The organism is Novosphingobium sp. P6W, from assembly GCF_000876675.2.
GTDB lineage: Bacteria > Pseudomonadota > Alphaproteobacteria > Sphingomonadales > Sphingomonadaceae > Novosphingobium.
The window spans coordinates 1,919,309-1,943,760 of sequence record NZ_CP030353.1 but is presented as its reverse complement, the minus strand read 5'-3'; the positions used below and the strand labels follow the sequence as shown (position 1 = coordinate 1,943,760).

The 24,452-nt window shown below is 63.8% G+C and carries 20 protein-coding genes; 6 read left to right on the top strand and 14 right to left on the bottom strand.

What is annotated here, in order from left to right; genetic code table 11:
• Nucleotides 1-7: 7 nt before the first annotated feature.
• Together TQ38_RS24465 and TQ38_RS24460 are read right to left on the bottom strand one after the other, a co-directional pair.
• A complete protein-coding gene (locus TQ38_RS24465; RefSeq protein WP_043970294.1) occupies nt 8-1,240 on the bottom strand; it encodes a cytochrome P450 in 1,233 nt (410 codons plus the stop codon).
• A 14-nt stretch (nt 1,241-1,254) separates the two neighbouring features.
• The gene (locus tag TQ38_RS24460) at nt 1,255-3,498 is read right to left on the bottom strand and encodes a TonB-dependent receptor (RefSeq protein ID WP_043970292.1); all 2,244 of its coding nucleotides are present in this window, start codon (nt 3,496-3,498) and stop codon (nt 1,255-1,257) included.
• Nucleotides 3,499-3,714: 216 nt separating this feature from the next.
• Between TQ38_RS24460 and TQ38_RS24455 the strand changes: the two genes are divergently transcribed.
• From TQ38_RS24455 to TQ38_RS24445, 3 genes are all read left to right on the top strand, one after another.
• Nucleotides 3,715-5,214, top strand: coding sequence for an acyl-CoA synthetase (locus TQ38_RS24455; RefSeq protein WP_043970289.1), 1,500 nt, complete (start codon nt 3,715-3,717; stop codon nt 5,212-5,214).
• 2 nt (nt 5,215-5,216) lie between these two features.
• Nucleotides 5,217-6,365: an acyl-CoA dehydrogenase family protein gene (locus TQ38_RS24450; protein WP_043970286.1), complete on the top strand. Its 1,149-nt coding sequence runs from the start codon at nt 5,217-5,219 to the stop codon at nt 6,363-6,365.
• Nucleotides 6,366-6,552: 187 nt separating this feature from the next.
• Nucleotides 6,553-7,440, top strand: a complete 888-nt coding sequence (locus TQ38_RS24445) for a helix-turn-helix domain-containing protein (RefSeq protein WP_043970284.1) — start codon at nt 6,553-6,555, stop codon at nt 7,438-7,440.
• A gap of 330 nt (nt 7,441-7,770) precedes the next feature.
• On the opposite strand, the gene TQ38_RS24440 is transcribed toward TQ38_RS24445, so the two are convergent.
• The 4 genes from TQ38_RS24440 to TQ38_RS24425 are packed head-to-tail and all read right to left on the bottom strand — an operon-like array spanning nt 7,771 to nt 13,166.
• Nucleotides 7,771-8,226 carry a hypothetical protein gene (locus tag TQ38_RS24440; protein ID WP_043970282.1) on the bottom strand — a complete coding sequence of 152 codons (456 nt, stop codon included), beginning with the start codon at nt 8,224-8,226 and terminating at the stop codon, nt 7,771-7,773.
• Nucleotides 8,223-9,398, bottom strand: coding sequence for a histidine-type phosphatase (locus tag TQ38_RS24435; RefSeq protein ID WP_052505513.1), 1,176 nt, complete (start codon nt 9,396-9,398; stop codon nt 8,223-8,225). The genes TQ38_RS24440 and TQ38_RS24435 overlap by 4 nt, the downstream gene beginning before the upstream one ends.
• Nucleotide 9,399: 1 nt before the next feature.
• The gene (locus TQ38_RS24430) at nt 9,400-10,530 is read right to left on the bottom strand and encodes a Ca2+-dependent phosphoinositide-specific phospholipase C (protein ID WP_240198088.1); all 1,131 of its coding nucleotides are present in this window, start codon (nt 10,528-10,530) and stop codon (nt 9,400-9,402) included.
• A complete protein-coding gene (locus tag TQ38_RS24425) occupies nt 10,530-13,166 on the bottom strand; it encodes a TonB-dependent receptor (RefSeq protein ID WP_043970280.1) in 2,637 nt (878 codons plus the stop codon). Before TQ38_RS24425 ends, TQ38_RS24430 begins: the two co-directional genes overlap by 1 nt.
• A 53-nt stretch (nt 13,167-13,219) precedes the next feature.
• Between TQ38_RS24425 and TQ38_RS30155 the strand changes: the two genes are divergently transcribed.
• Complete coding sequence (locus TQ38_RS30155) at nt 13,220-13,396, top strand: hypothetical protein (protein ID WP_162792365.1); 177 nt, start codon at nt 13,220-13,222, stop codon at nt 13,394-13,396.
• A gap of 238 nt (nt 13,397-13,634) precedes the next feature.
• Here TQ38_RS30155 and TQ38_RS24420 read toward each other — a convergent pair whose 3' ends face one another.
• From TQ38_RS24420 to TQ38_RS24405, 4 genes are all read right to left on the bottom strand, one after another.
• Nucleotides 13,635-14,105, bottom strand: coding sequence for a nuclear transport factor 2 family protein (locus tag TQ38_RS24420; protein WP_043970277.1), 471 nt, complete (start codon nt 14,103-14,105; stop codon nt 13,635-13,637).
• Nucleotides 14,105-14,734, bottom strand: coding sequence for a pyridoxamine 5'-phosphate oxidase family protein (locus tag TQ38_RS24415; protein WP_043970276.1), 630 nt, complete (start codon nt 14,732-14,734; stop codon nt 14,105-14,107). The genes TQ38_RS24420 and TQ38_RS24415 overlap by 1 nt, the downstream gene beginning before the upstream one ends.
• Before the next feature lie 65 nt (nt 14,735-14,799).
• Nucleotides 14,800-15,777 (bottom strand): alpha/beta fold hydrolase, encoded by a 978-nt coding sequence (locus TQ38_RS24410; protein ID WP_043970274.1) that lies wholly within the window; start codon nt 15,775-15,777, stop codon nt 14,800-14,802.
• A gap of 152 nt (nt 15,778-15,929) precedes the next feature.
• Nucleotides 15,930-16,808: a LysR family transcriptional regulator gene (locus TQ38_RS24405; RefSeq protein ID WP_370059813.1), complete on the bottom strand. Its 879-nt coding sequence runs from the start codon at nt 16,806-16,808 to the stop codon at nt 15,930-15,932.
• 586 nt (nt 16,809-17,394) lie between these two features.
• Between TQ38_RS24405 and TQ38_RS24400 the strand changes: the two genes are divergently transcribed.
• Entirely contained in the window at nt 17,395-19,383 is a 1,989-nt protein-coding gene (locus TQ38_RS24400) for an FAD-dependent oxidoreductase (protein WP_043970270.1), read from the top strand.
• A gap of 9 nt (nt 19,384-19,392) precedes the next feature.
• Here TQ38_RS24400 and TQ38_RS24395 read toward each other — a convergent pair whose 3' ends face one another.
• The 4 genes from TQ38_RS24395 to TQ38_RS24380 form a co-directional block, all read right to left on the bottom strand.
• Nucleotides 19,393-20,154, bottom strand: a complete 762-nt coding sequence (locus tag TQ38_RS24395) for a helix-turn-helix transcriptional regulator (protein WP_043970753.1) — start codon at nt 20,152-20,154, stop codon at nt 19,393-19,395.
• 92 nt (nt 20,155-20,246) lie between these two features.
• Nucleotides 20,247-21,674 carry an SRPBCC family protein gene (locus TQ38_RS24390; RefSeq protein WP_043970267.1) on the bottom strand — a complete coding sequence of 476 codons (1,428 nt, stop codon included), beginning with the start codon at nt 21,672-21,674 and terminating at the stop codon, nt 20,247-20,249.
• A 22-nt stretch (nt 21,675-21,696) separates the two neighbouring features.
• Nucleotides 21,697-22,728: an NADP-dependent oxidoreductase gene (locus TQ38_RS24385; RefSeq protein WP_240198087.1), complete on the bottom strand. Its 1,032-nt coding sequence runs from the start codon at nt 22,726-22,728 to the stop codon at nt 21,697-21,699.
• Nucleotides 22,729-22,742: 14 nt separating this feature from the next.
• On the bottom strand, nt 22,743-23,537 hold the full coding sequence (locus TQ38_RS24380) for an SDR family NAD(P)-dependent oxidoreductase (protein WP_043970264.1): 795 nt from the start codon (nt 23,535-23,537) through the stop codon (nt 22,743-22,745).
• Nucleotides 23,538-23,835: 298 nt separating this feature from the next.
• On the opposite strand from TQ38_RS24380, the gene TQ38_RS24375 reads away from it, so the two are divergent.
• Entirely contained in the window at nt 23,836-24,450 is a 615-nt protein-coding gene (locus TQ38_RS24375) for a TetR/AcrR family transcriptional regulator (protein ID WP_240198086.1), read from the top strand.
• The last annotated feature ends 2 nt before the right edge of the window (nt 24,451-24,452 follow it).

Genomic DNA, 24,452 nt, shown 5'->3' with positions numbered 1-24,452 from the left:
TCTCCTGTCACGCTGGTGCCAGCACCACGTCGAGGTTCTTGAGGCCGTTGATGAAGTTGGACCGGAACCGGCGCGGCGGCGACTGGACGGTAAAGCCTGCCACCCGCTCGGCCAGGATGCCGAAGGCGACGCGCAGTTGCATCTCCGCCAGCCGCGAGCCGACGCAGACATGCTGCCCGGTGCCGAAGCCGAGGTGCTGGATATTGCCGCGCCCCACGTCGAAGCAATGCGGATCGGGGAACACGCTTTCGTCGCGGTTGGCGGCGATGTACCACATGACGACTTTGTCGCCCTTCGCGATGGCCTGCCCGCCGATCTCGGTATCGGCCATGGCGGTGCGGCGCATGTGCATAACCGGGCTGGCATGGCGCACCATCTCGCGCACGGCGGTCTTGATGAGGTCCGGCTCGGCGCGGATGCGGTCCCACTGCTGGGGATTCTCGGCGAAGGCGACGATGCTGTGGCTGAGTGAATTGCGCGTCGTCTCGTTGGCGCCGACGAGGGCGAGGATCATGTTGCCGGTGAATTCGCGCAAGGTGACGGGGCTACCGTTCACCTCCATCGTCGCCAGCAGCGTGGCAAGATCCTGCCCCGGTGCGGCGCGGCGTTCCTCGAACAACTGGGCGCAGAAGGCCAGGAATTCACCAAGGATCGTGGCCATCGCCTCGGGCGACTGCCGGAAATCCGGGTCGTCCTCGCCGACGAAGGCATTGGTCCAGTCGTAAAGCTTCACCCACATATCTGCGGGCAGGTCGAACAGCTCGCACAGCGTCAGCAGCGGCAGCGGCGCGGAAAGCAGCGGCACGATGTTCACCGGCTCACCGAGCGGAATCTTGTCCACCAGCGCAAGGCACCGTTCGCGGATGCGCTCCTCGATCCCGGCAAGGCGACCCGGGGCTACGGCAGGCATTATGAACTTGCGATATTGGGTATGTGTGGGCGGGTCGATCGAGATGAACGGGGTGCCGATGGCCGACTCCCCCGCGCCTGTCAGGCCCACCTCGTTCTCGTTGAAGATGCGGTGGCCGCCATTCTCGCTGGCCGACGAAAACAGCGCTGGATTGCGCGATACCTCGACGATATCGGCATAACGGGTGAGCGACCAGAAGCCCGCGCCGCCTTTTCCCGGGTTCCAGTAGACCGGCTGCGCGGTGCGCAGCCGGTCGAACACGTCATGCGGCGCCCGGTCCAGATAGAGGTCGGGGTCTTTCAGGTCCGGAGAGGTCAGGGTCGGGCTCATGGCGCGCACTCCGGTCAGAAGCTGACGCGCGCGGTCACGCCGTACGTACGCGGCGCGGCGGGGACGAGCAGGTTGTAGTTGAAGCCCGCGCCGCGCAGATCGAGGCCATAGGCCAGCACCTTGCGGTTGAAGGCGTTGTTGATCCAGCCGCGCAGTTCGATGGTGTCGTGCTGCCAGACCAGCGCGGCATCGACTTTGGCATAGGCGCCCTGCTGTAGCTCAGAGTTGACCTGGCCTGTGCCCGCTACGTCGGTCGTGTTGAAGGGCGAGAAATACTGGCGGCTGAAATAGTTGACCGAGGGCGAGAACGTCACGCTGTCGCGCCCGGTGTCGAACACTTTCCAGTCCACGCCGAACTGTGCGGTCCAGCGCGGGGCGAAAGGAAGCGCATTGCCAGCAAGGTCGACGCCCTGCAGCGCAAGTTCCTTGTACGCGGCGTGGAGGTAGCCCCCTGAGGCGTTGATAGTGAAGCCGGGCGCAGGGCGAAGGGTGGCCTCGATCTCGCCGCCGTAGACCTCGGCCTTGGGCGCGTTGACGAGGAAGTTGACCGGGCCGGCGCGCAGGTCCTGCACCTGCTGGTTGGTGTAGTCGTAGTAAAACCCGGCGGCCGAAAAAGTCAGCATGTTGCCCATCAGGCGGCCCTTCACGCCCGCCTCGTAGGCGTTGACGCGCTCGGGCTCGACGTAGTTGACGCCCGCTGACGACGTGTAGCTGCCGCCGTTGAACGCGCCCGAACGGTAGCCCCGGCTGTAGCTGGCATAGACGAGGATACCGTTGTCGAACGTATAGCTCAGCGCCGCGCGACCGGTGAGTGCGTTGTTCTTGCCGTCGAGGTTGAAGCGCGCGTTGGGATCGTAGGCGCAGGTGCCCGGCGCGCCGGTGCACGGCACAGTCGAGGCGATCGGCGTCATCGCATCGTCAACGCCGCCGGCGAAAAGATAGGCGTAGCCGTCGCGGTACTTGCCGCGATCCCAGGTGTAGCGCGCGCCCAGTGTGAGGACGAGCTTGTCGGTCAGGTCGTAGTCGCCCTGCAGGAACGCGGCGTAGGACCGGCGGCTCTGGCGGTAGTGCTGAAAAAACCCGCCATCGACGCCCGCGCCCAGTGCGCTGCCGATGTTGAAGCGGTTGTCAGTGACAGTGCGGTCCCAGCCGTAGAACAGTCCACCGACGAGCTTCAGCGCATCGCCTTCGTAGTTGATCCGCGCCTCCTCGCTGAACTGGCGGAAGCCGGACTGCCACTTGATGTCGAGCACGTCGTTGGGCGATCCATCGGCCGCCTGGTCGAGATCGAGCTTGCCGCCGTCATACGACGTGATCGAGGTGAAGGTCAGCGTGGGGCTCAGTTCCACCGAGACGTTGCCAGCGATGCCCCATGCATCGGTGCGGCTTAGGCCGACGCGGTTCTCGTTGATCTCGAAAAAGCCGAGGTTCGATGCGGCGCGCTCGCTGGGAATGCCGAGCGGGGTGGCCTGCGTGCCGCGATCGCGTCCGGCATAGGCGCGGATCTTGATGTCGACGGCGCCGTTGCCGGGCTTGGCGCGCAGGGCGACGCGGCCCTGCAGCGAGTCCACGCTGTTGGCGTCGCGGCCGCCGGGGTAGACGTTGCGGATTTGTCCGTCGCCCTTTTCGTAGTTCGCGGCGATGCGCAGGCCGAGTTCATCCTCGACCATCGTGGTTTCGATCGCGCCCTGCGCCTTGAACGTGTTGTAGTTGCCGTAGCCCGCCTGGACGTAGCCCTCGGTGCCCTGCAGCTTGGGCTGGCGGGTGATGAAGTTGATCGCGCCGCCGGTCGTATTCCGGCCGAAAAGCGTGCCTTGCGGGCCGCGCAGCACCTCGACGCGGTCGAGGTCGAACAGGCCCATGCCATGGCTGGTGCGCGCGGCGATGTAGACGTCGTCGATGTACACGCCGACCGGCGATGCCTGGTTGGAGTTGAACTCGTTCGCCACGCTGATGCCGCGCAGCGAGAAGTTGGGCTGGGTGCGCCCGAACGAGCTGCTGACTTGCAAGTTCGGCACCGCCGTCGCGAGCGAGGCGGAGTTGGTGATTCCTTTCGATTCCAATGTATCGCCGCCCAGAGCAGAGATCGCGAGCGGTACGTCGAGCAGCGACTGCGAGCGGCGCTGCGCGGTGACGATGATGTCTCCGGCTACGGCATTGCTGGCCTGCGGAGCCTGCGTCGCCTCTTGCGCGAGCGCGATGTTGGAAACGCCGCAGCACAGGATGACGGACGCGATTCCAGCCTTGGTGATGTTCATTGTACCTCTCCTCCCTCGCCCCGTTTTTAATCTCAGGGGCTTCGTCGGGTTGCCCCATGACTAGCCGCTGAAAGGCCCCATGGCTTTAACCGGGCTTGATCCCGTTTTTGTCATTTCTTGCGCTCGCCTTGAGCCGGCGCCCCCTTGCGGCCCAAAGTCGCGGCGACGGCGGATCGACAGAGTCCGCGCCGAACTTGCCCGAGAGAGGTTTCATCGATGCACCCCAGGCCCTTCGCCCTCAGCGTTGCGCAGCGCCCCGCCCTCGTAATCCCCGCGACGGGAGAGGCGGTCAGCTACGGCGAACTGGAAGCGGCCGCCAATCGCGGCGCCCACTTGCTGCGCCATCTCGGCGCGCGACGCGGCGACGTCGTGGCGCTGCTGATGGACAACGAGAGCGCGATCTTCGACGTCGCTTGGGCCGCGCAGCGCACCGGGCTCTACCTCACCAGCATCTCGACCAAGCTGGCCGCGGTCGACATCGCCTATATCCTGCGTGATTCCGGCGCGCGCCTGCTGGTCTATTCCGACCGCCTTGCCCCTCTCGCCGCCGAGGCCCTGCGCGATGCGCCCGGGGTGGAGAGCTACGATGCCAGCCGCTGGCGTAGCGCGTTCGCGTCCTACCCCGAAACCCCGGTTGAGGACGAAAGCACGGGCACCGACATGCTCTATTCCTCAGGCACCACGGGCCGCCCGAAAGGCGTGAAGCCGCCGCTTCCGCAAGGGGCGCTGGACGAGACGACGCCGCTTGAAACGATGGGCACCGCGCTCTACGGCATGGGCGAGGACACCGTGTACCTCTCCACCTCGCCGCTCTACCACGCCGCGCCGCTGCGCTGGGCGATGACGATCCACCGGCTCGGCGGCACCGTGGTCATCATGGAGCGCTTCGATGCCGAGGAAGCGCTCGCGCTCATCGAGAGCTACCGCATCACCCACGCCACATGGGTGCCCACCCACTTCGTGCGCCTGCTGAAACTCCCGCCCGCAGCGCGCGAGCGCCGCGATCATTCCTCGCTGCGTGCAGTCGTCCACGCCGCCGCGCCCTGCCCCGTGCCGGTCAAGCAAGCGATGATCGACTGGTGGGGACCGATCGTCCACGAATACTATTCGGGCACCGAATGCTGCGGGATCACCGCGTTGTCCTCGGCCGAATGGCTTGAGCGGCCTGGATCGGTCGGTAAGGCGGTGCTGGGCAAAGTGAAGGTGCTGGACCCCGAAGGCCGCGAACTGCCCCCCGGCGAGACCGGCGACATCTACTTCGCCGACGGCCCCGCCTTCGTCTACCACAACGATCCTCAGAAGACCGCCAGAGTGCATAACGATTGGGGCTGGGCGACGCTGGGCGACGTCGGCCATGTCGATGCGGACGGCTACCTGTTCCTTACCGACCGGCGCAGCTTCATGATCATCTCGGGCGGGGTGAACATCTACCCGCAGGAGATCGAAAACCACCTGATCACCCATCCCAAGGTCGCCGACGTCGCGGTCATCGGCGTCCCGCACGAGGAGATGGGCGAATGCGTGCTCGCCGTCGTCCGCCCCGCCGAGGGGGTAGCTTCCGGCCCTGCGCTGGCGGAGGAACTTGGCGCCTTCGCCCGGGCCGCGCTGGGCAGCGTGAAGACGCCAAAGGCTTTCGAATTTCGCGACGAACTTCCGCGCGAACCCACCGGAAAGCTCATGAAGCGCAGGCTGATCGACGAGTTCAAGGCCCGCTGATCGTGGACCGCCTGATCTTCGAGGAGGAGCATGACCTGTTCCGCGCCTCGGCCGCGCGGTTCATGGCCGCCGAAGTCGCTCCCCACGCCCAGCGCTGGCGGCGCGAGGGCATCGTCGAGCGCGAGGTGTACCGCAAGGCAGGGGACGCCGGGCTGCTGTGCCTCTGGGCCGATCCCGTTCACGGCGGCGCGGGCGTGGCAGACCTGCGTTTCGACCAGATCGTCATCGAGGAAAACGTGCGCGGCGGCGAGCCGGGGTTCTACCTGCACCTGCACAGCAATCTCGTCGCCCCCTACATCGCCGCGCTGGGCACGCAGGCCCTGCGCGATCGGCTGATGCCCCACGTGATCTCGGGCGAGACGATCCTGGCCATCGCGATGACCGAGGCGGGCGGCGGCAGCGACCTGCGGGCGATCCGCACCCGTGCCGTCCGGGAGGGCAACGGCTGGCGGCTTACCGGCGCCAAGACCTACATCTCCAACGGTATCCTTGCCGATGCGGTGGTCGTCGCCGCGCGTACGGGGGACAAGGCGCTGGGCCTCTTCGTCGTCGGACGCGGAATGGCGGGCTTCGAGCGGGGCGGGAAGCTGGGCAAGATGGGACTTGCCGCGCAGGATACCGCCGAACTGTTCTTCAACGACGTACAGGTGCCGGCCGACAACGTACTGGGCGATCCCGAGGCGGGCCTGCCCGCGCTGATGCGCTTCCTTGCCACCGAACGGCTGATCGCGGCCATCGCCAGCATCGCGGCGGCGCAGACCGCGCTGTCGCTGACACTGGACTTCGCGACGACGCGCACCGCCTTCGGGCGCCCCGTCGCCCTGTTCCAGCACAACCGCTTCCGCCTTGCCGCACTGCGCAGCCGAATCGACGCGGCGCAGGCGTGGATCGACCAGTTGGTGCTGCTCGCCAATGCCTCGCGCCTGACGCCAGAGGACGCGGCGGCCGCCAAGCTGGTGGCCAGCGAACTGGAGGGCGAGGCCGCCGACCTGGGCGTCCAGCTGCACGGCGGCGCTGGCTACATGGACGAGTACCGCATCAGTCGCATCTACACCGACGCGCGCATCAGCCGCATCTTCGCCGGGTCGAACGAAATCATGCTGGAGATCATCGCGCGCGGCATGGGGCTGGACGAACGGGGATTGCCGTAGTCCGGCAGATCAAGAAACGTTAAAATCGATGCGCATTTTCGACAAGGCGTTGCGAGGATTTTGCGTTACCCTGTCCGGATCGAAAGAGCAGCCCTGACTGCCGGCCCGGGAAAAGGATGACAATGGACGCAATCGTCACGATCTGCTCCGAGCAGCGATCGCAAGCTACCGCCCAGGGTGCGCCGCGATGATCGCTGCATGCGACATCGCCTCACCCAGCACGTGGCACGGCGAGGCGATCATCGCCGACACCCTGCGGCGCGGCCCCGAAGTCAGCCTGGAGTCCAGCGACGGGCGCTGGCGTTTCAGCCGCTGGCGGCAGTTTGTGGGCAGCTATGCCTTGCCCGGCCTGCCTGACCCGTTGTTCGTCGTGCAACTTGCCGGCAAGGCCAACGTGCGCACCTGGGACCGAGATGGCTGGAGCCAGGACGCAGCTTATCCCGGCGCGGCTACCATCGTGCCCGCTACCATGCAAACGCGCTGGCTGGTCGATGGCGAACTGGACGTAATCACGCTCAGCATAGATTCGGACGAACTGCGATCCGCCTCGGTGCTCGACCAGTTCTCGCGTATGCGTTTCGCGTTCAACGATCCGTTGGGAGCCGCGCTGTCTCGCCAAATCCTCGCAGAACTATACGAACCGGAAACAGGTGCACGAGACATCTACGTGGCATCTTTGATAGACGCGCTCAAGGCGCATATGCTCCGTGGACCGGCACGCACTACAAGGGTCGATTTCCCAGTCTCGGCGTTTTCCTCCTATCGCATCCACCATATGATGGATGCCATACGCCGTCATCCCGAAGCCGAGCACAGCCTCGAAAAAATGGCCGCCGATGCGGGGATCACGCCGTCACATCTGTGCCGCGTTTTTCGCAGAGCCACGAATATGACCCCACACCAGTTCGTGCTGAAGACCCGATTAGAGCGGGCTCAGCAGATGTTGGCACAATCCGATGCGCCGATGAATGTGATCGCCGAACTTCTCGGCTTCGGCAGCCAAAGCAGTTTCAACCGGGCGTTTCTCAAGTTCTGCGGCGAAACTCCATCCTGTTACCGCAACCGACGCGTATGAATTTAGCAAGCGGCACTGCGATGCCCGAGCTTGCAGGACACCCTTATCTAACCGCACACGTCGGATGGCCCAATTGTGCCGCCACCCATTGCCCCTCCACTGATTACGGACGCTCCCGGGCTGAAATTGGCTACTGGCGTCGCCGTGCTCAACAGAAATCTGGTTAGATAATTCTTCGAAGGTGTCGGCAAGGAGCTAACCGCAATCCGAAACGCGATCGTTTCCCCATAGTCGAATGCCCAGATACAGGGGAAATCACGCATCACAAATTGATCAAACGACAGAAGTACGGGCGGGCGGAGCTTGACCTGCTGCAGGCACGAGTCGGCCTTAAATAGCGCCTTTGTTGTCTCGTGTGCCCATGAGCATGGTGTAGGACGACAATACGCTGCCCTCCTGAGCAATGCTCTGAAATTCGTCATCCTGAAAATAGTGGTGGGTCGCGCCAAGAGGCAGAGAAGTCAAGGCGCCACGTCGCGCGCGGATTATGGAAGACCTGAATTTCGTCGGTCCACCATTCTTCATATTCAGAGGCCTGAACGTCATCGAAAACGGCGTGCCCATTGATGCATTGGCATCTGAATTATCGCGCGGCCCGAATCGGACATATCGAACGCTAGGCTCAGCGACGCGAGCGAAGCCCCCCATCCGATCAAAGTTCGCGATAGTGCCCGCATTGGAGAAAATGACCGCCGATACATTTTCTGCCAAAGGTTGATCGAAGAAACCGGAGGGAATACGCTTGTCGCCGAATTCGTGCTCAACGCTTAACTTCTGATCGTTCACTTCGCCAAGCGTTGCGCGAATGCGGCGGCGAAGGCATCGTAGCGGCATGGGCCCTTGGCGCAGCCGGGTATGCGCAGCGGCGTGAGCGAGACCTGCGCGCCCAGCTCGCGCAGCGCCTCGGGCGATTGGGTGCGATAGGATGCGCGTACGTAGCGCAGGCCCGAACGCACGTCGCGCAAACGCTCGATGAGGATCGCGCCGCCGGGGGGCACGTCGTTCGTCGCATACCCCTCGGCGCGCAGGTCGACGCCCAGCGCGGCGGCGAGCGCGGTCACGTTGGTGTCGTGGCCCATCAACAGTTCGAAGGCAGGGCCGTGGTCCAGCGTGTCGAGGATACGCCGTCCCAGCGCGCTTGCCTGATGGGCCGCCATGTAGGGCGGCCGGGTGTAGACGGTGAAGAGATCGGCATGAAGGCGGCCCAGCCGCTGCAGCCCGGCCGCGTCGATCCGCCCCCAGCCGACCTGCTCGGCGGGCATCCCTTCCAGATACTGCAGCAGCAGCACTTGCGCTATGCCCGAGGCGCTGCGGATCGGGCCGGAAAGCGCGATATCGTGCCCCCGCGTGGCGATGGCGGGCGGTAGGCAATCGTCCCTGCCGCAGCCCAGCACGCCATTGAGCAAGGCGAGTTCCTTGCGGTCCCGGGCGACAAGCCGGGCCATGCCGCCGGTCGAGCGGTTGATATCGGCTACGGCCGCATCGGCATTGAACGCGGTCGCTTTCGCGCGCAAGGGCTCGAAGATCGGATCGGCCTGCGGTTCCTCAAGGTGCAAGACCTTGAGATCACACTGCGGTGCAAAACCCCGCACATACGCCACCGCGCTGGCGATCGCACGAGGCGAGGTGTTGGCAACGATCGACGCCGACCCGGCCTTAGGGCAACCGGCGGCATCCAGCAGCCCGCGCGAGGCCAACAGACGGCGGTCGGTTTCGGCGACGATCTCCAGCGCCCGCTCGCCATGCGGGGTGACGACGCTTTGCGCGACGCTCCAAACCGGCCATGGCCGTTCGCTGCGAGTGCCTTCGGGCACTTCGCCCTCGAGCGGTGCGCGGATGCCGTGGCGCATGACCAGTACCACCCGCTCCGTCACCAGATCGCTCGGGGTAGTGTGCGCGGAGTGAGCCGCCGCCGGGATCAGCAGCGCCAGCACGGCGAGGATGGCGCGCACGGTCATGTCAGGGCTTTACGGCGCAGGGTTCGGCCACGCGTAACCGACTGCAACCCGCCATCGCGCCATTGGGCAGAGTGACGGCGAAATGCAGGCCCAGCGGATCGGGCGCACCGGGATAATAGTCCGTGCTGACCGCCTGTGCGCCGCTCTTTATCGCCGCGCGGGTCTTGGTGAAATCGTGGGCACGCGCCTCGATAGTGTTGGCGTCGGTGCGGGTGCGCACGATCACGCCGGCCTTCACCCATTCTCGGATCTTCACACCATCGAAGAGCGGGTCCTGCACGATCTGGATCACGCTTTCCGGCTCGCCATCGGGATACCATCCGAACATCGCCCGTCCACGCAGCGAGGGGTGACCGGCGCGGTATACGTCCGAGACGGCCTTGCGCACGTCGAACAGAACGTAGATCCGTCCCCGAGCAGCCTTCAGCGTGGGCCAGCCCTTCGTCTTCACCGCCTCTGCGAGCGTGGCCGCGTCGCCGCGCACTTCGTCAGGGGTGATGAGCCGTCTGCCCGGCAGTGCCTTACGGATTTCCGCGTCCAGTGCATCCAGCAGGCCCGCATCGTCGAGCGGCAGCGGCTGCGTGATCTCGTGCGTGTTCGCAGTATCGGCGGCGTTTAGGGTCAGCATGATCGGCAGGTGGCCGGGGTGCGCCCGCGACCACGCGTTCACTTCGGTCAGGCAGGCGACCAGGGTGGGGCAAACGGCGCGATAGTCGACGTCGGGAATGTGCAACACCTTGTAGCCGGGCTTGCGCATCGCAGCCTCGTCGAAGCCCTCCTGCTTCGCGCGGGCGCGTTCGGCGGGGGAAAGCAACGCCTCACCCTTAGGCGCGGCATAGCGGCCGCCCTTAGGATCGGCAAAGATGTCGATCTCCAGCTGTCGCACGCCGGCGTCGAGCTGGGCGGACAGCGGCAGGTGGTAGTAGTCCAGCGCCTCGGCCATCTTCGGATCGCGGCGGCGCATCTCGTCCATGACGGCTGCGGGAATGCGCGCCTTGAAGCTGTTGTGCGAACCGACGACCTGGATATCGTTCATCCGCAGCGGCCCGGAAGCCGCCGCGTCTTTCGCCGATACCGGGGAGGCCAAAGCCCCCCCGAGCATCAGGCTTACCAGAACCGCCCCGCGCAGCATCAGAACTCTGCCCGCGCGCCGAACAGGATCGTGCGGCCGTAGTCGTTGATGTCGCCGTAGCGGATCGGCAGGTCGTTGTAGGTGTACTGGCGTGCCTTGGCGATGTTGATCGCCTCTAGGCTGAGCGTGACGTTGCTGGTCAGGCGATAGGCGATCGATCCGTCGAGCGAGCCGAATGCGGCGGTGTAGGTGGGCGCCTGCGTGGTGCTGCCAGTGCCCGACAGATAGCGGTCGCGCCATACATAAGAAAGGCGGGTCGAGATCGGACCCTTTTCGAAGAAGCCGACCACGTTGAAGCTGTTCTTCGACAGGCCAATCATCTCGTCCTTGATGACGCGCGAACCGGCTGTGTAGTTCGCCTTGACCGAGGTGCGGGTGTAGGATGCCTGGAAACCCAGACCGTCGAACGGCTGCGGCAGGAAGGTGAAGACCTGCTGATACGCCGCCTCGAAGCCGTAAACCTTGGCATCGCCGCCGTTGACCTGCGTGCTTAGCTGCACCGTACCGCGACCCGGAATGTCGATCGGCACGTTCTGCTGGGTGATGTAATCATCCATCGACTTGTAGAACACCGCGCCGGTGAGCGAGCCGGACTTGCTGAAGTACCACTCCAGCGACCCGTCGAACTGGGTGGCCAGGAATGGCACGAGGTCCGGGTTGCCGCCGCTGGCGGTCGGCGCGTCGGTGGAAATCGTGATGCGCGGGGCGCTGTCGGTCACGTTCGGGCGGGTCAGCACGCGGCTGGCGCCAAGGCGGCCGACTAGGGCGGGCGTCAGTTCGGCGCGCAGGTTGAAGCTGGGCAGGACGTTGTTGAACGTCTTGGGGTAGCTGACCGGCGTGATCGTGTTGCCACTGCGCAGGTTGCCGCTAGCGACCTGCTTTGTGTGGACGTAGCGCACACCGACATTGCCGGTGACGGCCACCGAACCCAGCGAGAAGTCGTAATCGGCGCGGGCATAAGCGCTCAGGATCTTCTCGGTGGTGCGGAACGAGGCGGCGAGGTCAGCCGGGGTCAGCGCCGAGTTCTCGACCGTGGGGGTGAAGAAGGCATCGAGGTACGCTCTCGTTACCGGAACCAGGAAGTTGCGCGGGATGTTGCCGCCAAGACCCTGCAGATAGTCGTCGAAGGGCAACTGCTCGTAGGCACCCGAACCCAGGCTCGACAGCGGCGTGCCCGCAACAGGGTTCACCAGGAAATCGCGGCGCGAATAGTCGCGCTTGCGGAACTGGTATTCGCCGCCGACGGCAATTTTCGAAATGATGCCCTCAAAATCGTGGGCCACGTCGGCACGGGTATAGAAGTTCCAGTCCTTGCTGTTCTTGGGTGCGATGTTGAACTGGTAGAGCTGGTAATTGGCCGCGTTAGTGGGATCGACCGTAGTGTTGAAGTCCGGCACTTCCTTGTAGCCGCGCGTCGCGTCATAGTTCAGCGGGGCGAAGAACATGGCGCGGCTGCGCACGGTACCGACGTCGTAGCTGGGGTGATAGCTGTGCGCGTAGGACCAGTTCACCGTACCCGCGACATGCCAGGCATCATGATCCCACGTCTGGCGCAGGCCGACGTTGAACAGGTCGTGGCGGTTGAGGCTATACTCGCGCGAGGCCATGAAGCGCACGTCGTTGATCGTGGCCTTCACCACGGTGTCGCCGTCAAGCACGACGCTGCCCGGGACGATGGTGGGACGGTGGCCGGCAACGCTGCTGTCGTCGGGATAGATGTCGAGGCCGTATTCGTCGTAAGCCACGTCGAGCCGGGTGGCGAGGACGTTCAACGTCGTCGTCATTTCCGGGTTCGGACGCCACTGCATCGACAGCATGCCCGAGATACGCTCGCGCTTTTCCGTCTCGACCGTCGCACGCGTACGCGTGGGCAGATAGAGGCCGGTCTGGCCCAGCTGCGAGGCGAAGCGATCCTTGTACCAGCCGGCGTTGTACCAGCGGTCGTTGCGCACGTCCTTGGCCCAGTACTGGCCGCCAAGCAGGATTCCGAAGGTGTCGTCGTTGTTGACCCAGCTGGTGATCACAGTGGCGTTCGGCTTAACCTTGCCGGTCTGCTCGGTGTAGGTGCCGCGCACGTTGAGCGTGGTCTTGGTGCCGACGTCGAACGGCTCGAAGGTCTTGACGTTGATGTTGCCGCCCAGCGCGCCCTCGGTCATGTCCGAGGTCGGCGTCTTGACGACGTCGATGCTGGAGGTGAACTCGGCCGGCAGCATCTCGAAGCGGAACTGACGGCCGGCGGCGCCGCCATTCTCGATCACTTCGTTCACCGCCACGGGGCTACCGTTGAGCAGGGTGTTCTGGAACTGCGGGCCAAGGCCGCGCACGCTGACGTTTAGCCCCTCGCCGCGCGGACGGGTGATCGCAACGCCGGTCACCAGCTGAAGCGCCTCGGCGACGTTCTGGGTGGGAAACTTGCCAATATCGGTCGAGTTGATCGAATCGACCTGGTACGACGCGGTGCGCTTCGCCTCGGTAGCGGCGCGCAGGCTTCGCGCATAGCTGCCGGTGACGACGATGTCCTCGCCGTTGATGCCGGCCTCGGCATCGGGTGCCGTTTGGGCGGATGCCGGAAGCGCGATGGCCGCGAACAGGATGGCCGACGTCGACGACGCCAAGGCCCGCTTGGTGATACGCATGTGAGATGTGCCCCGAAGAGATTTTTATGTTGGGGGCCCACTAGAAACCACTCATGACTCTTCGCCGTCAAAGCCGTGACGGTTTGATGACCTCAGCAATTTTATGGAAATATATTTCGATGTGTAGCATCTTGGCGCTAACTTTTGGGTCGACAGGGCAAATGCTGAATGACAAGGGCATGGAGCAGTTCGATGAGTTGCTTCTGAATGTGGATGTTCCCCGGGCCTAAATCAGCGCCCCAAAGTCCTCTGCCGACATGTGAGGTGAAGTGGGGCAAAGCCGCTATCGCCTTACCGATTGTCGGAAGACGGCTTCTGGCCGACATCTGTCGAGGTTGCGGACCGTCCGCACCTAGGAATCGAAAATTGGCGGCTAAGCGGCCGATAAGGGTCGGCAGCGGCCTAAAAATGGCTGGCATTGAAAGCGACTGCCGCAATTGATTTCGTCGGGAAGGACGGGAGCAGTCGCTAGAAGCCGAGGTCGCTCAGACCCGTATGTTCGTCGGGACGCCGACCCAGAGGCCAGTGAAAGCGCCGGTCTTCCACCGCGATCGGCGTGTCGTTGATGGAGGCAAGTCGCCTTTGCATCAGTCCCCTCTCGTTGAATTCCCAGTTCTCGTTGCCATAGGAGCGGAACCAGTTACCGCTGTCGTCATGCCATTCGTATGCGAAGCGCACGGCGATGCGGTTGTCCCGAAAGGCCCACAATTCCTTGATCAGCCGGTAATCCATCTCGCGCTGCCACTTGCGCATCAGGAACGCGATGATGGCGGTGCGGCCGTTCAGGAATTCGCCGCGATTGCGCCACTGGCTGTCCGGAGTGTAGGCGATGGCTACCTTTTCGGGATCACGGCTGTTCCAGCCATCCTCGGCAAGGCGGACCTTCTCGGCCGCTGTCTCCATCGTGAAGGGTGGTAAAGGCGGGCGCGAACTTTCCATCATGCTTCTCCTCGTTGTTCGATCCGGACGCGCAGCGCCTCGTTCTCCGCTTCCAGCCCGGCTATCCGCTCATGCAGCGGGCGCACTGCCTGTTCGATCTCCCGCTCAGTGAAGCGGGGCGTGATGTGCTGGGGGCAGTTCCAGTCGAACGCCTTCAGCCGGAACCGGAAGATGCGCTCGGGCCGCGCCTTGTAGCCCTTGTCCACGACGAGATCGGTCAGTGCCGGATCTTCGTCAAGCGACAGCTTGTCCACGTGGGCGTAGATCTTGAGCCGCATGCGGCGGGGATAGTCCACCAGAAACAGCGAGGCCCGGTCGTTCGCGGCCAGATTGCCGGTGCTGATGTACTGGCGGTTGCCGCGATAGTCGGCGAAGGCCAGCGTGCGCTCGTCGATCATTTTGAGAAATCCGGCAGGACCGCCGCGGTGCTGGACATAGGGCCAGCCGTCTTCCGAGACGGACCCCATGTAGAAGCTGTCGCGCGCGGTAATAAAGGCAGCCTCGCTCGCGGTGAACCGGTCGAATTCGCGGTCCCCCTCGAAATTGGCCCACTGCCTGTCTGCGCCCATCTCCGCCTGGGCCGCGCGGACGCTGGGGGTCATGGCGATATCGAGAAATCCGTAAGACATGGCGTATCTTCCGATGTGTTGCAGGATCGGCGGACGGGGCAGTGCGGAGACTGACCCACCGTCGTTCAGCGCGGCGCGACCTTGCGGTCGAGGAAATCCCGGATCAGCGGCGCCATCTCGTCCAGCTTGTCCTCGAGGGCGAAATGCCCGGTATCGAGGATATGGAGTTCGGCCTCGGGCAGATCCCGCAGGTACGGGTGCGCGCCGGATTCGGGGAAGATCGTGTCGTTCTTGCCCCACAGGATGATCGTCGGCGGCTTGCGCTCGCGAAAGAACTGCTGGAACTGCGGGTAAAGCGGCACATTGGTGCGGTAGTCGTAGAACAAGTCGAGCTGGATCTCGCTGTTGCCCGGACGATCGAGCAGCGCTTGGTCGTGAACCCAGTTGTCCGGGCTGATCCGCGACACGTCACGGACACCGTCGGTGTACTGGAACCTGGTCGCCTTCGGCGTCACCAGCCAAGCTTGTGCTGCCCGGTCCTTCGCCGAACCGCTTTTCCAGTAAGTCTTGATGGGATCCCAAAACGCGCCGAGCCCTTCGTCATAGGCGTTGCCGTTCTGGACAATCAGACCGCTCACCCGCTCGGGGTGCTTCAGAGCCAGCCGGTAGCCCACCGGAGCGCCGTAATCCATGACGTACATCGCATAGCGTTCGGCACCGATCTGGCCCATCAACGCATCGAACATATCGGCATAGTGTCCGAAGCCGTAGGCGAACTGCTTGTGATCGGGCGCGTCGCTCCCGCCGAAGCCTGGATAGTCCGGAGAGATCACATGGTAGCGATCCGCAAGCAGCGGGATCAGGTTGCGGAACATGTGCGAGGAAGTGGGGAAGCCGTGAAGCAAGAGGACCACCGGGCCATCGGCCGGGCCCGCTTCCCGGTAGAACATCTTCACGCCCTCGATGGTCGCGGTGCGGTAATGAACGGTGCCCGGTGCCGTGCTGGACCTGGTGATTTGCTGCGTGGGCGCCGCCACTGCAACGTTCGGAACGGGAATGGACGCGCTCGCAAGCATCAGGGACAGGATCAGCTGCTTCGTCATTTTTCCACCCTCGTCGAAACCGCTGAGCAATCTGCGTCAGCTTCTGGAAAAGGGTATAATTATTACTTTTTTAGGTGACAATTCGCCCATTTTGAAAATCATTATTCCGATAATTGGAATTATCGCGCCATGACGACTATTGGACATGACGCCTATTGAAGGCGCGTGTTGTTCCGCAGCGTTTCGACGGCAAGGTCGACGAACGCGCGCACTTTGGCAGTCGCGCGTTGGCCCTCGCCATGGACCACGTGTATCGGAATTGGGCTTTCCGCATGATCGTCAAGCACGGACTGGAGGCGCCCTTGCGCCAGTGCCGGATCGATCTGGTAGGACAGCACGCGAGTGATACCCCAGCCCTGTTCGGCTGCGGCTATGGCAGCCTGGTTGGTGTTGCAGAGCAGGCGCGGGTGAACGGTGACGCTTGTTCGCGAATCCGGGCCGAAATGCCACTCGGGCGAAACCCAGGCGCCGGTCGGCATGATGACGCGGTGCTCGGCAAGATCGGCAGGGGATCGGGGAACGCCGTGCTCTGCAAAATAGGAAGGCGCGCCGCAGATCGTCCGGCGCACCCAGCCCACGCGCGTGGCGGTCAGGCCCGAAGGCGGCAGATTGCCGATCCTGATCGCGACATCGATCCCTTCCTCGATGATGTTCACGCTGCGGTCGAGGAACAGGCTCCTGCCGGTTACGCGCGGGTAGAGATCGAGATATTCCAGCAGGACGGGAAGCACGTGCATCTGCCCGAACATGACCGGCGCGGTGACTACGAGTGTACCGGCGGGATTGCCATGCGATCCCGCCGCCGAAGCCTCGGCCTCCGCGATATCCGCAAGGATGCGCCTGCAATCGTCGAAATAGCGCTGCCCGGCCTCAGTCATCTTCACAGACCGGGTGGTCCGCGCAAGAAGGCGAACGCCGATCTCGTCTTCGAGATAGGATATCGCCCGTGTGACCGCCGGTGGGCTGAGGTGCATCTGCCTTGCCGTCTCGGCGAAGCTTGCGGTCTCTGCCACCCGGACGAAAACCCTCATGGCTTGCAACCGATCCAATCCCACGTCCTCCGTCAACATAGTGCTGCGATGGAGATGCGCGGAATTAGCACATGGGGTCAATTATTCCGGTCCGATTCCGGCAAAAGATATTAGTTGTAACGTGGACGGGGCGCTTGAGGCAAGAAGGCCGTTGACGGTATCTCTGACCAAACCCAAAGACGAACTTAGGGCAGTTTTAGGAAGACGTTTTCGGGTTGGAGAATGTGGCGGGTTCAGTCCTTCCCAGCGGTCGCATCAACGAACGAGGGTGGTCGATCTGCCACTACCACCCTGCCCCGGTTCGAATTTCTGCACTGATCGCGGACGTTCGTTCACTCGCTCGTATTGAGCGCTGCTGCTCTGCGTCTCGCGACATCAGGACCGGCAGGGGCTGACTGACCGACCAATCATCCCCTCATTCTGCTAGGAATTTTCGAGGGACAGTAGAAATTTGCTCATACGAATGTCTCTGGCATACCCCGTGAACCCAGATGGCGACTGTCCAATAGACAAGTTGCGGCAGGCACTCTGGCCGATGCTATGCTCGCGCGAATAAATGACAACAAATGGCGCGCGGAGCAGGAATATGAAGCTGGTGAATAAGGCACCCGCCAACCCTTCCAAAGTGCTGACACCGATCATGATCGGGCCCGTGCGGGTGAAGAACCGCGTTGTGCGTACCGGGCATGGCACTGGGATCGGCAACGGGACGATGAACTCCGCGCTCATCGCCTATCATGTCGAGCGTGCAAAGGGCGGGGTTGGGCTCACCATCATCGAGGCGCTAGCAGTGGGTTCCAGCGCCTATCCCTTCCTCGTATCCGGGGCACCGGGGTTAGTGGAAGGTTACCGCGAGCTGGTGGCGCAATGTGCGCCTTATGGCATGAAGATCTTCCAGCAGATTGGCCACCTCGGCAATGAAATACCCGAACTTGACGGATCGCCGCCATGGTCCTCTTCCGATAGTGTCGGCGGCATGCTGGGCATCCCCGCTCAGGCGATGTCTCTTGCGCAGATCGACTTTCTGGTCGACTGTTACGTGCGGGCCGCCAAGGACTGCGCCAAGGGTAACCTGGACGGCGCCGAACTTCACATGGCGCACGGTTATCTTATCCATCAGTTCCTTTCGCCGCTGCACAACCGCCGCAACGATGCCTATGGTGGCAGCTTCGAGAACCGGCTGCGGCTGTCGATACGGCTGCTGGAGGCCGTCCGCTCGGCAATCCCGCCGAGCATGGCGTTAGGCGTGCGGCTGAGCAGCGAGATTTTCGAGGGAGGCCTCACTCCGCAGGACGTAAGCCGGATCGCCTCCGTCTTCGAGGAACGCGGCATGATTGATTTCTTGAACCTTTCGGCTGGCACCGACTACGATCCCCATCACATCATCGGCGCCATGCACGAACCTGCCGGCTACGAAATTGATTCGAACCGTCCAGCTGCGCAGGCCTGCAAAGTGCCGGTGATCGTTACCGGCCGCTTCCGCACACTGGAGGAAGCCGAGCAGGTCATCCGCAATGGTGACGGCGATCTTGTCGGAATGACTCGCGCCCACATCGCCGACCCCGCCATCGTGCGAAAAACAATCGAGGGAGGCGCGGACGACGTGCGCCCCTGTATCGGCTGCAACCATGGCTGCATCGGCGGTCTGCAGACGGTGGGTCGGATCGGCTGCACAGTGAACCCCGCCGTCGGCTTCGAAGAAACCCTTTCGGAAGACCTTATCGAACCGGCGCCGGTGCTTCGCCGCGTTCTGGTGATCGGCGGCGGGCCTGCCGGGCTGGAGGCGGCGCGTATCGCGGCACTGCGCGGCCATGCTGTCACTCTGGCAGAGGCGGCCCCCCATCTTGGCGGGGCGGTGAACATCGCTGCGCTGGCCCCGCGCCGTGGCGGCATCGCCGACATCGTCCACTGGCTAGAACGCGAGGTTCGCCGGCTCGGCGTCGAGATTCGCCTTTCAACATTCGTCGAGGCGGAGGACATTGCCGAATTCGCGCCCGATGTTGTCATTGTAGCCACGGGATCGCTGCCCCGCCTGGACGGCGTACAGCACCGCTCCCCCGGGCTGGTGGCTGGCGGCATGGCGCACCATTCGGTCGTATCGAGCCACGAACTGCTGACCGAAGGCAGCAACCGGGACTGGGGCAGACATGCCGTGGTATTCGACGATACCGGCCACTACGATGGGGTCGCCGCCGCCGAATACCTGATTGGCAAGGGCATAGCCGTCACCTTCGTCACTCCGCACAAGTCTTTCGCACCGGGCCTCGAACCGGCGCTGAGCGACGAGGCCGCGCTGGAACGTCTGGCGGTGAACGACACCTTCCGCCTGATTACGTATGGCCAACTCCTGGCCGTTGGCGACGGTAAGGTGGAACTGAAACACCGTTTCGGCGGCAGCGCTTTCACCGTGGAGGCCGACACGACCGTGTTCGTATCGCACAACGAGCCCAACCGCGAATTGCTGGACGCGCTTGCCAATGGGCCGCTGCCGGTCATCGCTGCGGGGGACGTGCGTAGCCCGCGCTATCTACAGACCGCGATCCGAGAAGGCCACCTGGCCGCCCGGTCGCTTTGACTGCAATACTCAGCCAAGCGTAATGTAGCCCAGCTGTGCTGCCTTGAAGAGCGTTTGGCAACGGTTCACCGCGTCCAGCTTGAGCGAGGCATTGTGGATGTGAAACCGCACTGTCGCGCGCGACCTCGAGACGATGAGACCGATCTCGAGGTCGGTCTTGCCCAGCGCCGCCCAGCGCAGGCACTCCACCTCGCGCTTGGAAAGCAGCGCATCGACAGGCAGCGCGCGGGCACCGCCCATGGTCTTGACGTACGTGCTCACGAACAGCCGGGAATGGATGCCCAGCATGTCGCCATGCGCGGCGAAAACGTCCGAAAGGTCGGTACGTCCATTGTCCTCGGGCGTCAGGCAGACGACGCCGATCTGACCAAACGCCATGTGCACCGGCACCACCAGCGCCGCGCAGGTCAGCGCCCGCGCCTCGAAATCCGCCAGATCGATGCCGGCCAGGTAAGGATTGGGCGAATGGGTGTGGAACCCTCCGGCGTTGACCCAGAAAGGTTCGGTCTCGAACCGGCAAGCGGTGACGATCGGCGAATTGAGGGCGATGCGCGAATTGCGCCACCAGACTTCGTCCCCAGCGCCCCAACCGAAGACTTCGCGGGCAAGGACGGTGCCGTCGATATCGACGGGCGTCCGTTTGTCTGTCAGATCGTAGGCGCAGGCGACCCGCAGGCCTTTCCCTGCCGCCAGTCGGCGTAGTGCCTCCGCCGCCTTGCGGATGCCCTGAGGCTCGACGATCCTGACCGCGTCGAGATCGGCCAGCGACATTTCCCCGGTGGGCTTGCCGCGCGGCCGGCCGAACTCCGCAGCGATCACCGAAGCAGACGAACTTTGCCGCGAAGGGTGCCTTCTTAACGAGATCATGACGCCCCCGCTCCTTTGTCGTCAACATCCCCGCCTACGTATCGGGCAAGCGTGTCCTGAAACTGGCGAATGCGGATTTCCTGGTAATTGGCCAGGTTCACCCGGCCTGTCTTCGAGGCATGCAGTCCCGCGTGCACATGCGGCAGGTTGTCCATATCCTGCTCGAACACCTCGCCCAGCATCCCCAACTCCGGCGCGTCGGTCCACTTCTGGTCGATGCCGAGGAATTTCAGAGGCGCACCGCGAGGTATCGGCTCACCCTTCTTTACCCGGGCGAGGACACGAACTTCCATGACGCAGGTGTCGGGCGTGTCGCCGGGGAACCAGCGGTAGACAATGTTTGGCATGAACCCGCCCCAGGGCGCAAAATTGGGGAACACATTGTAGACCAGCCCGTCCAGCAGTTCGCAGTCGGTCGCCTCGGCATGGTCATAGCCGGTCTGCGCCGTATAGACCTCGCGCATGGCATCGCCCAGCGCCTGCCGCGCGGTCCTGCCTTCCGGCACGGTGACGGCCATGGGATCGGCGTTCGGGTCGTAATTGTCGGAGGAACGGCCGTTGAACTTGACGAACTCGTCGACGATCCACTGCTCGTCCTGTGCATCGGCGATGTGCGGGCTCATGATCCCGAAGGGCACGAGGTTGACGTTCACGTTCTCGCCCCAGGTCCGGTAGCCGGCATTGCAGTCGCCGGTGAAGGGCAGTAGTTGCGGATGGGTGACGACGGTGTGCAAGGCCTCCATGAACGCCTCCATCACCACTTTCCAGTTGGCCGGCACCGCCTTGGCGACGCGCACAACAGTCGCGCATTCCTCGTGTCGCCAGCGCGCGAAGTGTTCCGGTAAGGGTGCGAGGAATTCTTCCAGGCTCGGCCCGCCCGGCGTTTCGCGCAAGAAGATATAGCCCGCCCAGCGCGCCACTTCCGCCTGCGGGAGCGCCATGTCCTGTGGCTTCAGGTGTGGGAAATCCCATTGGCAGGGCATCGAGGCGAAGCCGCCGTCCTTGTTCCAGGCGAAACCGTGGAAAGGGCAGATGAAGCGGTCTGCGCTGCCGTCCTCGATGCGGAGCTTGCGTCCGCGGTGGAGACAGACGTTGTGCATCGCCCGCACCGAGCCATCTTCCTGCCGCGTCACAAGGAAACTGCGTCCGGCGTTCTCGTAGACGACGAAATCGCCGGGCTCCGGCAGATCCTCGTCCCGCGCGGCGAACTGCCACACGTTGGGCCACATGCGTTCGCGCTCAAGACGCGCAAAGGCCTCGCTGGTATAACGCTGCGCCGGGACCGGGTCGGAGCCGCGAAAGGCGTAGCTGTCCTCGGTGAGGAAGGCGGGGACGGGACGGGAATCGAGCGCCATCAGCGCGTTCCAGTCGATACCGTCACTGCGCGCGTCGCCGGGTTTCAGCTTGGCATCTCTCTCCGCCATGGTCTTTTCTTTCCTTCGTATTTCAGGCGATCTTCACCAACTTGCGTCCCTTTACGCCGCCGTGGAACCCGGCCAGAGCCGCATCGGGCACCGCATCGAAGCCATCCGAGACATCCAGCCATTCGCGGATGCGCCCTTCCCGCAACCACTGCGCAAGCCGCCTCCGTGCCTCGTCCCACAAGTCCACGTGATCGAAATAGAAAAAGCCGCGCATCGTCAGCGAACGCATCGCCATGTGAATGTGATTATAGATCGGGGTGGGCCGGGCGCCGTAATGCGCGGTGCCGCCGCAGATCAGGACCTGTCCGCCGTGCCGCATGTTGACGAGCGCCGCGTCCAGCAGTTCCCCGCCGACGTTGTCGAAGAAAACGTCGACGCCATCGGAGCACGCTCCCGCGATCTGCCCGGCGAGGTCTGGCGCCTTGTAGTCAACCATGGCGTCGAAGCCGCTGGCAAGCGCCGCCGCGCATTTCTCGGCGCCGCCGGCGATCCCTACCGGGCGTGCGCCGAACAGCGGCACCAGCTGCCCCGCCACCGAGCCGATCGCCCCCGAAGCCCCGGAGACGAGGACCGTGTCGCCCGGCCGGGGACGGGTGAAATGGGCCAGTCCCAGCCATGCACACACCCCGCTCATGCCCAGGGTAACGAGGCCGCTGGCCATTGCCACGCCGTCGGGAATGCGTTGCAGCAGCGCTCCCATGTGATCGGTCCCGTCGCTCAGGCTATAGTCCGCCCAGTCGAGGAACCCGGTAACGCGCGTGCCCTCCGGCCAGTCGGGATGGCGGCTTTCCTCCACCGTGCCGGCGATGCCGCCGCGCATCACGGAACCGGGGGCAAGCGGCTCGAACTTTCCGGGCATGCCCCGCACCCAGGCATGGTTCATGGCATCCGGCGAGAAGTATTCCGCCCGAACCAGGAACTTGCCGTCAGCGACCTCCGGGATATCGCCATCGCAGCGTTCGAAGTGGCCGCGCACCAGCGCCATGCCGCCCGCCGTATCGTCGTTGGGCCGCCCCACTCGCCATTGCCGGTTCGCTCCGCTTCGCATCGTCATGTCCCTTCCCCACCTCAGGGCAGCGTGTGCATGCCGCCTTCGAGCATCACCGTCTGCCCGGTGATGTAGTCAGAACCGGGACTGGCGAGGAACACCGCGATCGGGCCAGCATCACGGTCGGGATCGCCCAGGCGGCGCATAGGAATCTTGTCCTTCAGCGCCTCGACGAATTCCGGGCGCGCCTGCTTCCACTTGTCGAAGGCCCGGGTTTCCAGCGCGGGATTGATGATGTTCACGGTGATCCCATGCTGCCCCCATTCGCGCGCGGCGGTACGCGAAAGGGCACGGATCGCCTCCTTGGTCGCGTTGTAGCAGGTGTTGCCCTCGAACCCGATCTGGCCGGAACTGGAAGCGAAATTGATGATCTTGCCCCAGCCCGCCTTCTTCATGTGCGGGAAGCAGGCCTTCATGAACCACAGGCTGGCGGTTGCCCCGGTGCGGAACGTGTATTCCCACTCGTCCTCGTCGGTATCCTCGCAGGCCACGAACACGGTGGATGGTTGCGGGTCCGCCTCGGTGCCGAACCCCTGTGCGTTGTTGACGAGGATGTGGACGGCCCCGAACGTCTCCACCGCCTTGTCGACGCAGGCCATGACCTGATCGCGGCGGCCGACATCGCAGGCGATGCCGATCGCTGTCCCGCCGGCATCGACGATCTCCTTCGCAACCCGCTCCACCGTGGACGGCGTGCGGGAGGCGACGACCACCTTCGCCCCTTGCGCCCCGTAAGCCAGCGCGATCGCACGGCCGATCCCCCGCCCTGCCCCGGTGACGATCGCGACCTTTTCCTGAAGAACCTTGCCTTCCATCGTATCCCTCTCTCGCAGCGAAGTGTCGCGTGCCCGCGCCCTCGCCTTTCCCGTTATCGACGTGACGAGCTTGATCTCGACGTTCTCTCCACGATAATATCCTATATTATAGTTTGAAAGGCGCTATCATTTGTCTTGGGATGGATGATCCGCACAAGGGAAAAGTACGCAAAAATGTTATTATTCAAGGAATCCAGTGGTGATTGACGGCAAGCTGGCTGACAGGATCGGGGAATATGCAACAGATCGGCGCGGACGGAAGCTGAGCAAAAATCGTCTGCAGCGCCGGGCCAGCATCATGAAGGCAACGCTCGATCTGGTGGCCGAGCGTGGCTACGACGCGGTGACGGTCGATGAACTCGCGGCGGCCGGACTGGTTACCAAGAAGACGCTCTACGACATTTACGGCAGCAAGCAGGCCGTGGTCGCACAGGCAGTCGCGCTGCGCCTCGATATGCTGATCGAAAGTTTCGGAGAACAGCTGGAAGGCGATGGCCTTACCCGCCTGCTGACGATCGTGCGCAAGACCTGCGAGGCGGTTCTCCAGACGCCCGAACTGTCACGCGCGCTGGCACCCCGCCTTGTCAGTTCGGCGGAAGAGTTTCACCTTACCGCCTTCTTCGAACGCCTGCACCGCCGGGCCATCATCCTGATGAAGGCGGAACGCCAGGTGCACGCCTGGGTAGACGTGGATTTCACAGCGCGCTCGATGATGTTCGACCAGATCGCCGTGCAGAACATGTGGGCGGGCCGCAATATCCGGGACGACCAGTACCCCGGCTTCGCCCTGCTGGGCGCGCTGCGCATCGTCACGCCCCTGGCGCGCGCCACGGTACGCAAGGAGATCGTCGAGGAAGTCCGCAGGCTCCAGGCCGGGCTTAGCTTCGGCCCGGAGCCTGCGGCTGACGGCTGACA

What these genes read in the sequence shown, in the direction of transcription:
- TQ38_RS24460 (WP_043970292.1), bottom strand. Translation starts at nt 3,498, where the DNA reads ATGAACATCACCAAGGCTGGAATCGCGTCCGTCATCCTGTGCTGCGGC.
- TQ38_RS24380 (WP_043970264.1), bottom strand. Translation starts at nt 23,537, where the DNA reads ATGGAAGGCAAGGTTCTTCAGGAAAAGGTCGCGATCGTCACCGGGGCA.
- TQ38_RS24400 (WP_043970270.1), top strand. Translation starts at nt 17,395, where the DNA reads ATGAAGCTGGTGAATAAGGCACCCGCCAACCCTTCCAAAGTGCTGACA.
- TQ38_RS24415 (WP_043970276.1), bottom strand. Translation starts at nt 14,734, where the DNA reads ATGTCTTACGGATTTCTCGATATCGCCATGACCCCCAGCGTCCGCGCG.
- TQ38_RS24425 (WP_043970280.1), bottom strand. Translation starts at nt 13,166, where the DNA reads ATGCGTATCACCAAGCGGGCCTTGGCGTCGTCGACGTCGGCCATCCTG.
- TQ38_RS24405 (WP_370059813.1), bottom strand. Translation starts at nt 16,808, where the DNA reads ATGAGGGTTTTCGTCCGGGTGGCAGAGACCGCAAGCTTCGCCGAGACG.
- TQ38_RS24435 (WP_052505513.1), bottom strand. Translation starts at nt 9,398, where the DNA reads ATGACCGTGCGCGCCATCCTCGCCGTGCTGGCGCTGCTGATCCCGGCG.
- TQ38_RS30155 (WP_162792365.1), top strand. Translation starts at nt 13,220, where the DNA reads ATGACTCTTCGCCGTCAAAGCCGTGACGGTTTGATGACCTCAGCAATT.
- TQ38_RS24455 (WP_043970289.1), top strand. Translation starts at nt 3,715, where the DNA reads ATGCACCCCAGGCCCTTCGCCCTCAGCGTTGCGCAGCGCCCCGCCCTC.
- TQ38_RS24375 (WP_240198086.1), top strand. Translation starts at nt 23,836, where the DNA reads ATGAAGGCAACGCTCGATCTGGTGGCCGAGCGTGGCTACGACGCGGTG.
- TQ38_RS24410 (WP_043970274.1), bottom strand. Translation starts at nt 15,777, where the DNA reads ATGACGAAGCAGCTGATCCTGTCCCTGATGCTTGCGAGCGCGTCCATT.
- TQ38_RS24465 (WP_043970294.1), bottom strand. Translation starts at nt 1,240, where the DNA reads ATGAGCCCGACCCTGACCTCTCCGGACCTGAAAGACCCCGACCTCTAT.
- TQ38_RS24390 (WP_043970267.1), bottom strand. Translation starts at nt 21,674, where the DNA reads ATGGCGGAGAGAGATGCCAAGCTGAAACCCGGCGACGCGCGCAGTGAC.
- TQ38_RS24420 (WP_043970277.1), bottom strand. Translation starts at nt 14,105, where the DNA reads ATGGAAAGTTCGCGCCCGCCTTTACCACCCTTCACGATGGAGACAGCG.
- TQ38_RS24430 (WP_240198088.1), bottom strand. Translation starts at nt 10,530, where the DNA reads ATGCTGCGCGGGGCGGTTCTGGTAAGCCTGATGCTCGGGGGGGCTTTG.
- TQ38_RS24445 (WP_043970284.1), top strand. Translation starts at nt 6,553, where the DNA reads ATGATCGCTGCATGCGACATCGCCTCACCCAGCACGTGGCACGGCGAG.
- TQ38_RS24385 (WP_240198087.1), bottom strand. Translation starts at nt 22,728, where the DNA reads ATGACGATGCGAAGCGGAGCGAACCGGCAATGGCGAGTGGGGCGGCCC.
- TQ38_RS24395 (WP_043970753.1), bottom strand. Translation starts at nt 20,154, where the DNA reads ATGTCGCTGGCCGATCTCGACGCGGTCAGGATCGTCGAGCCTCAGGGC.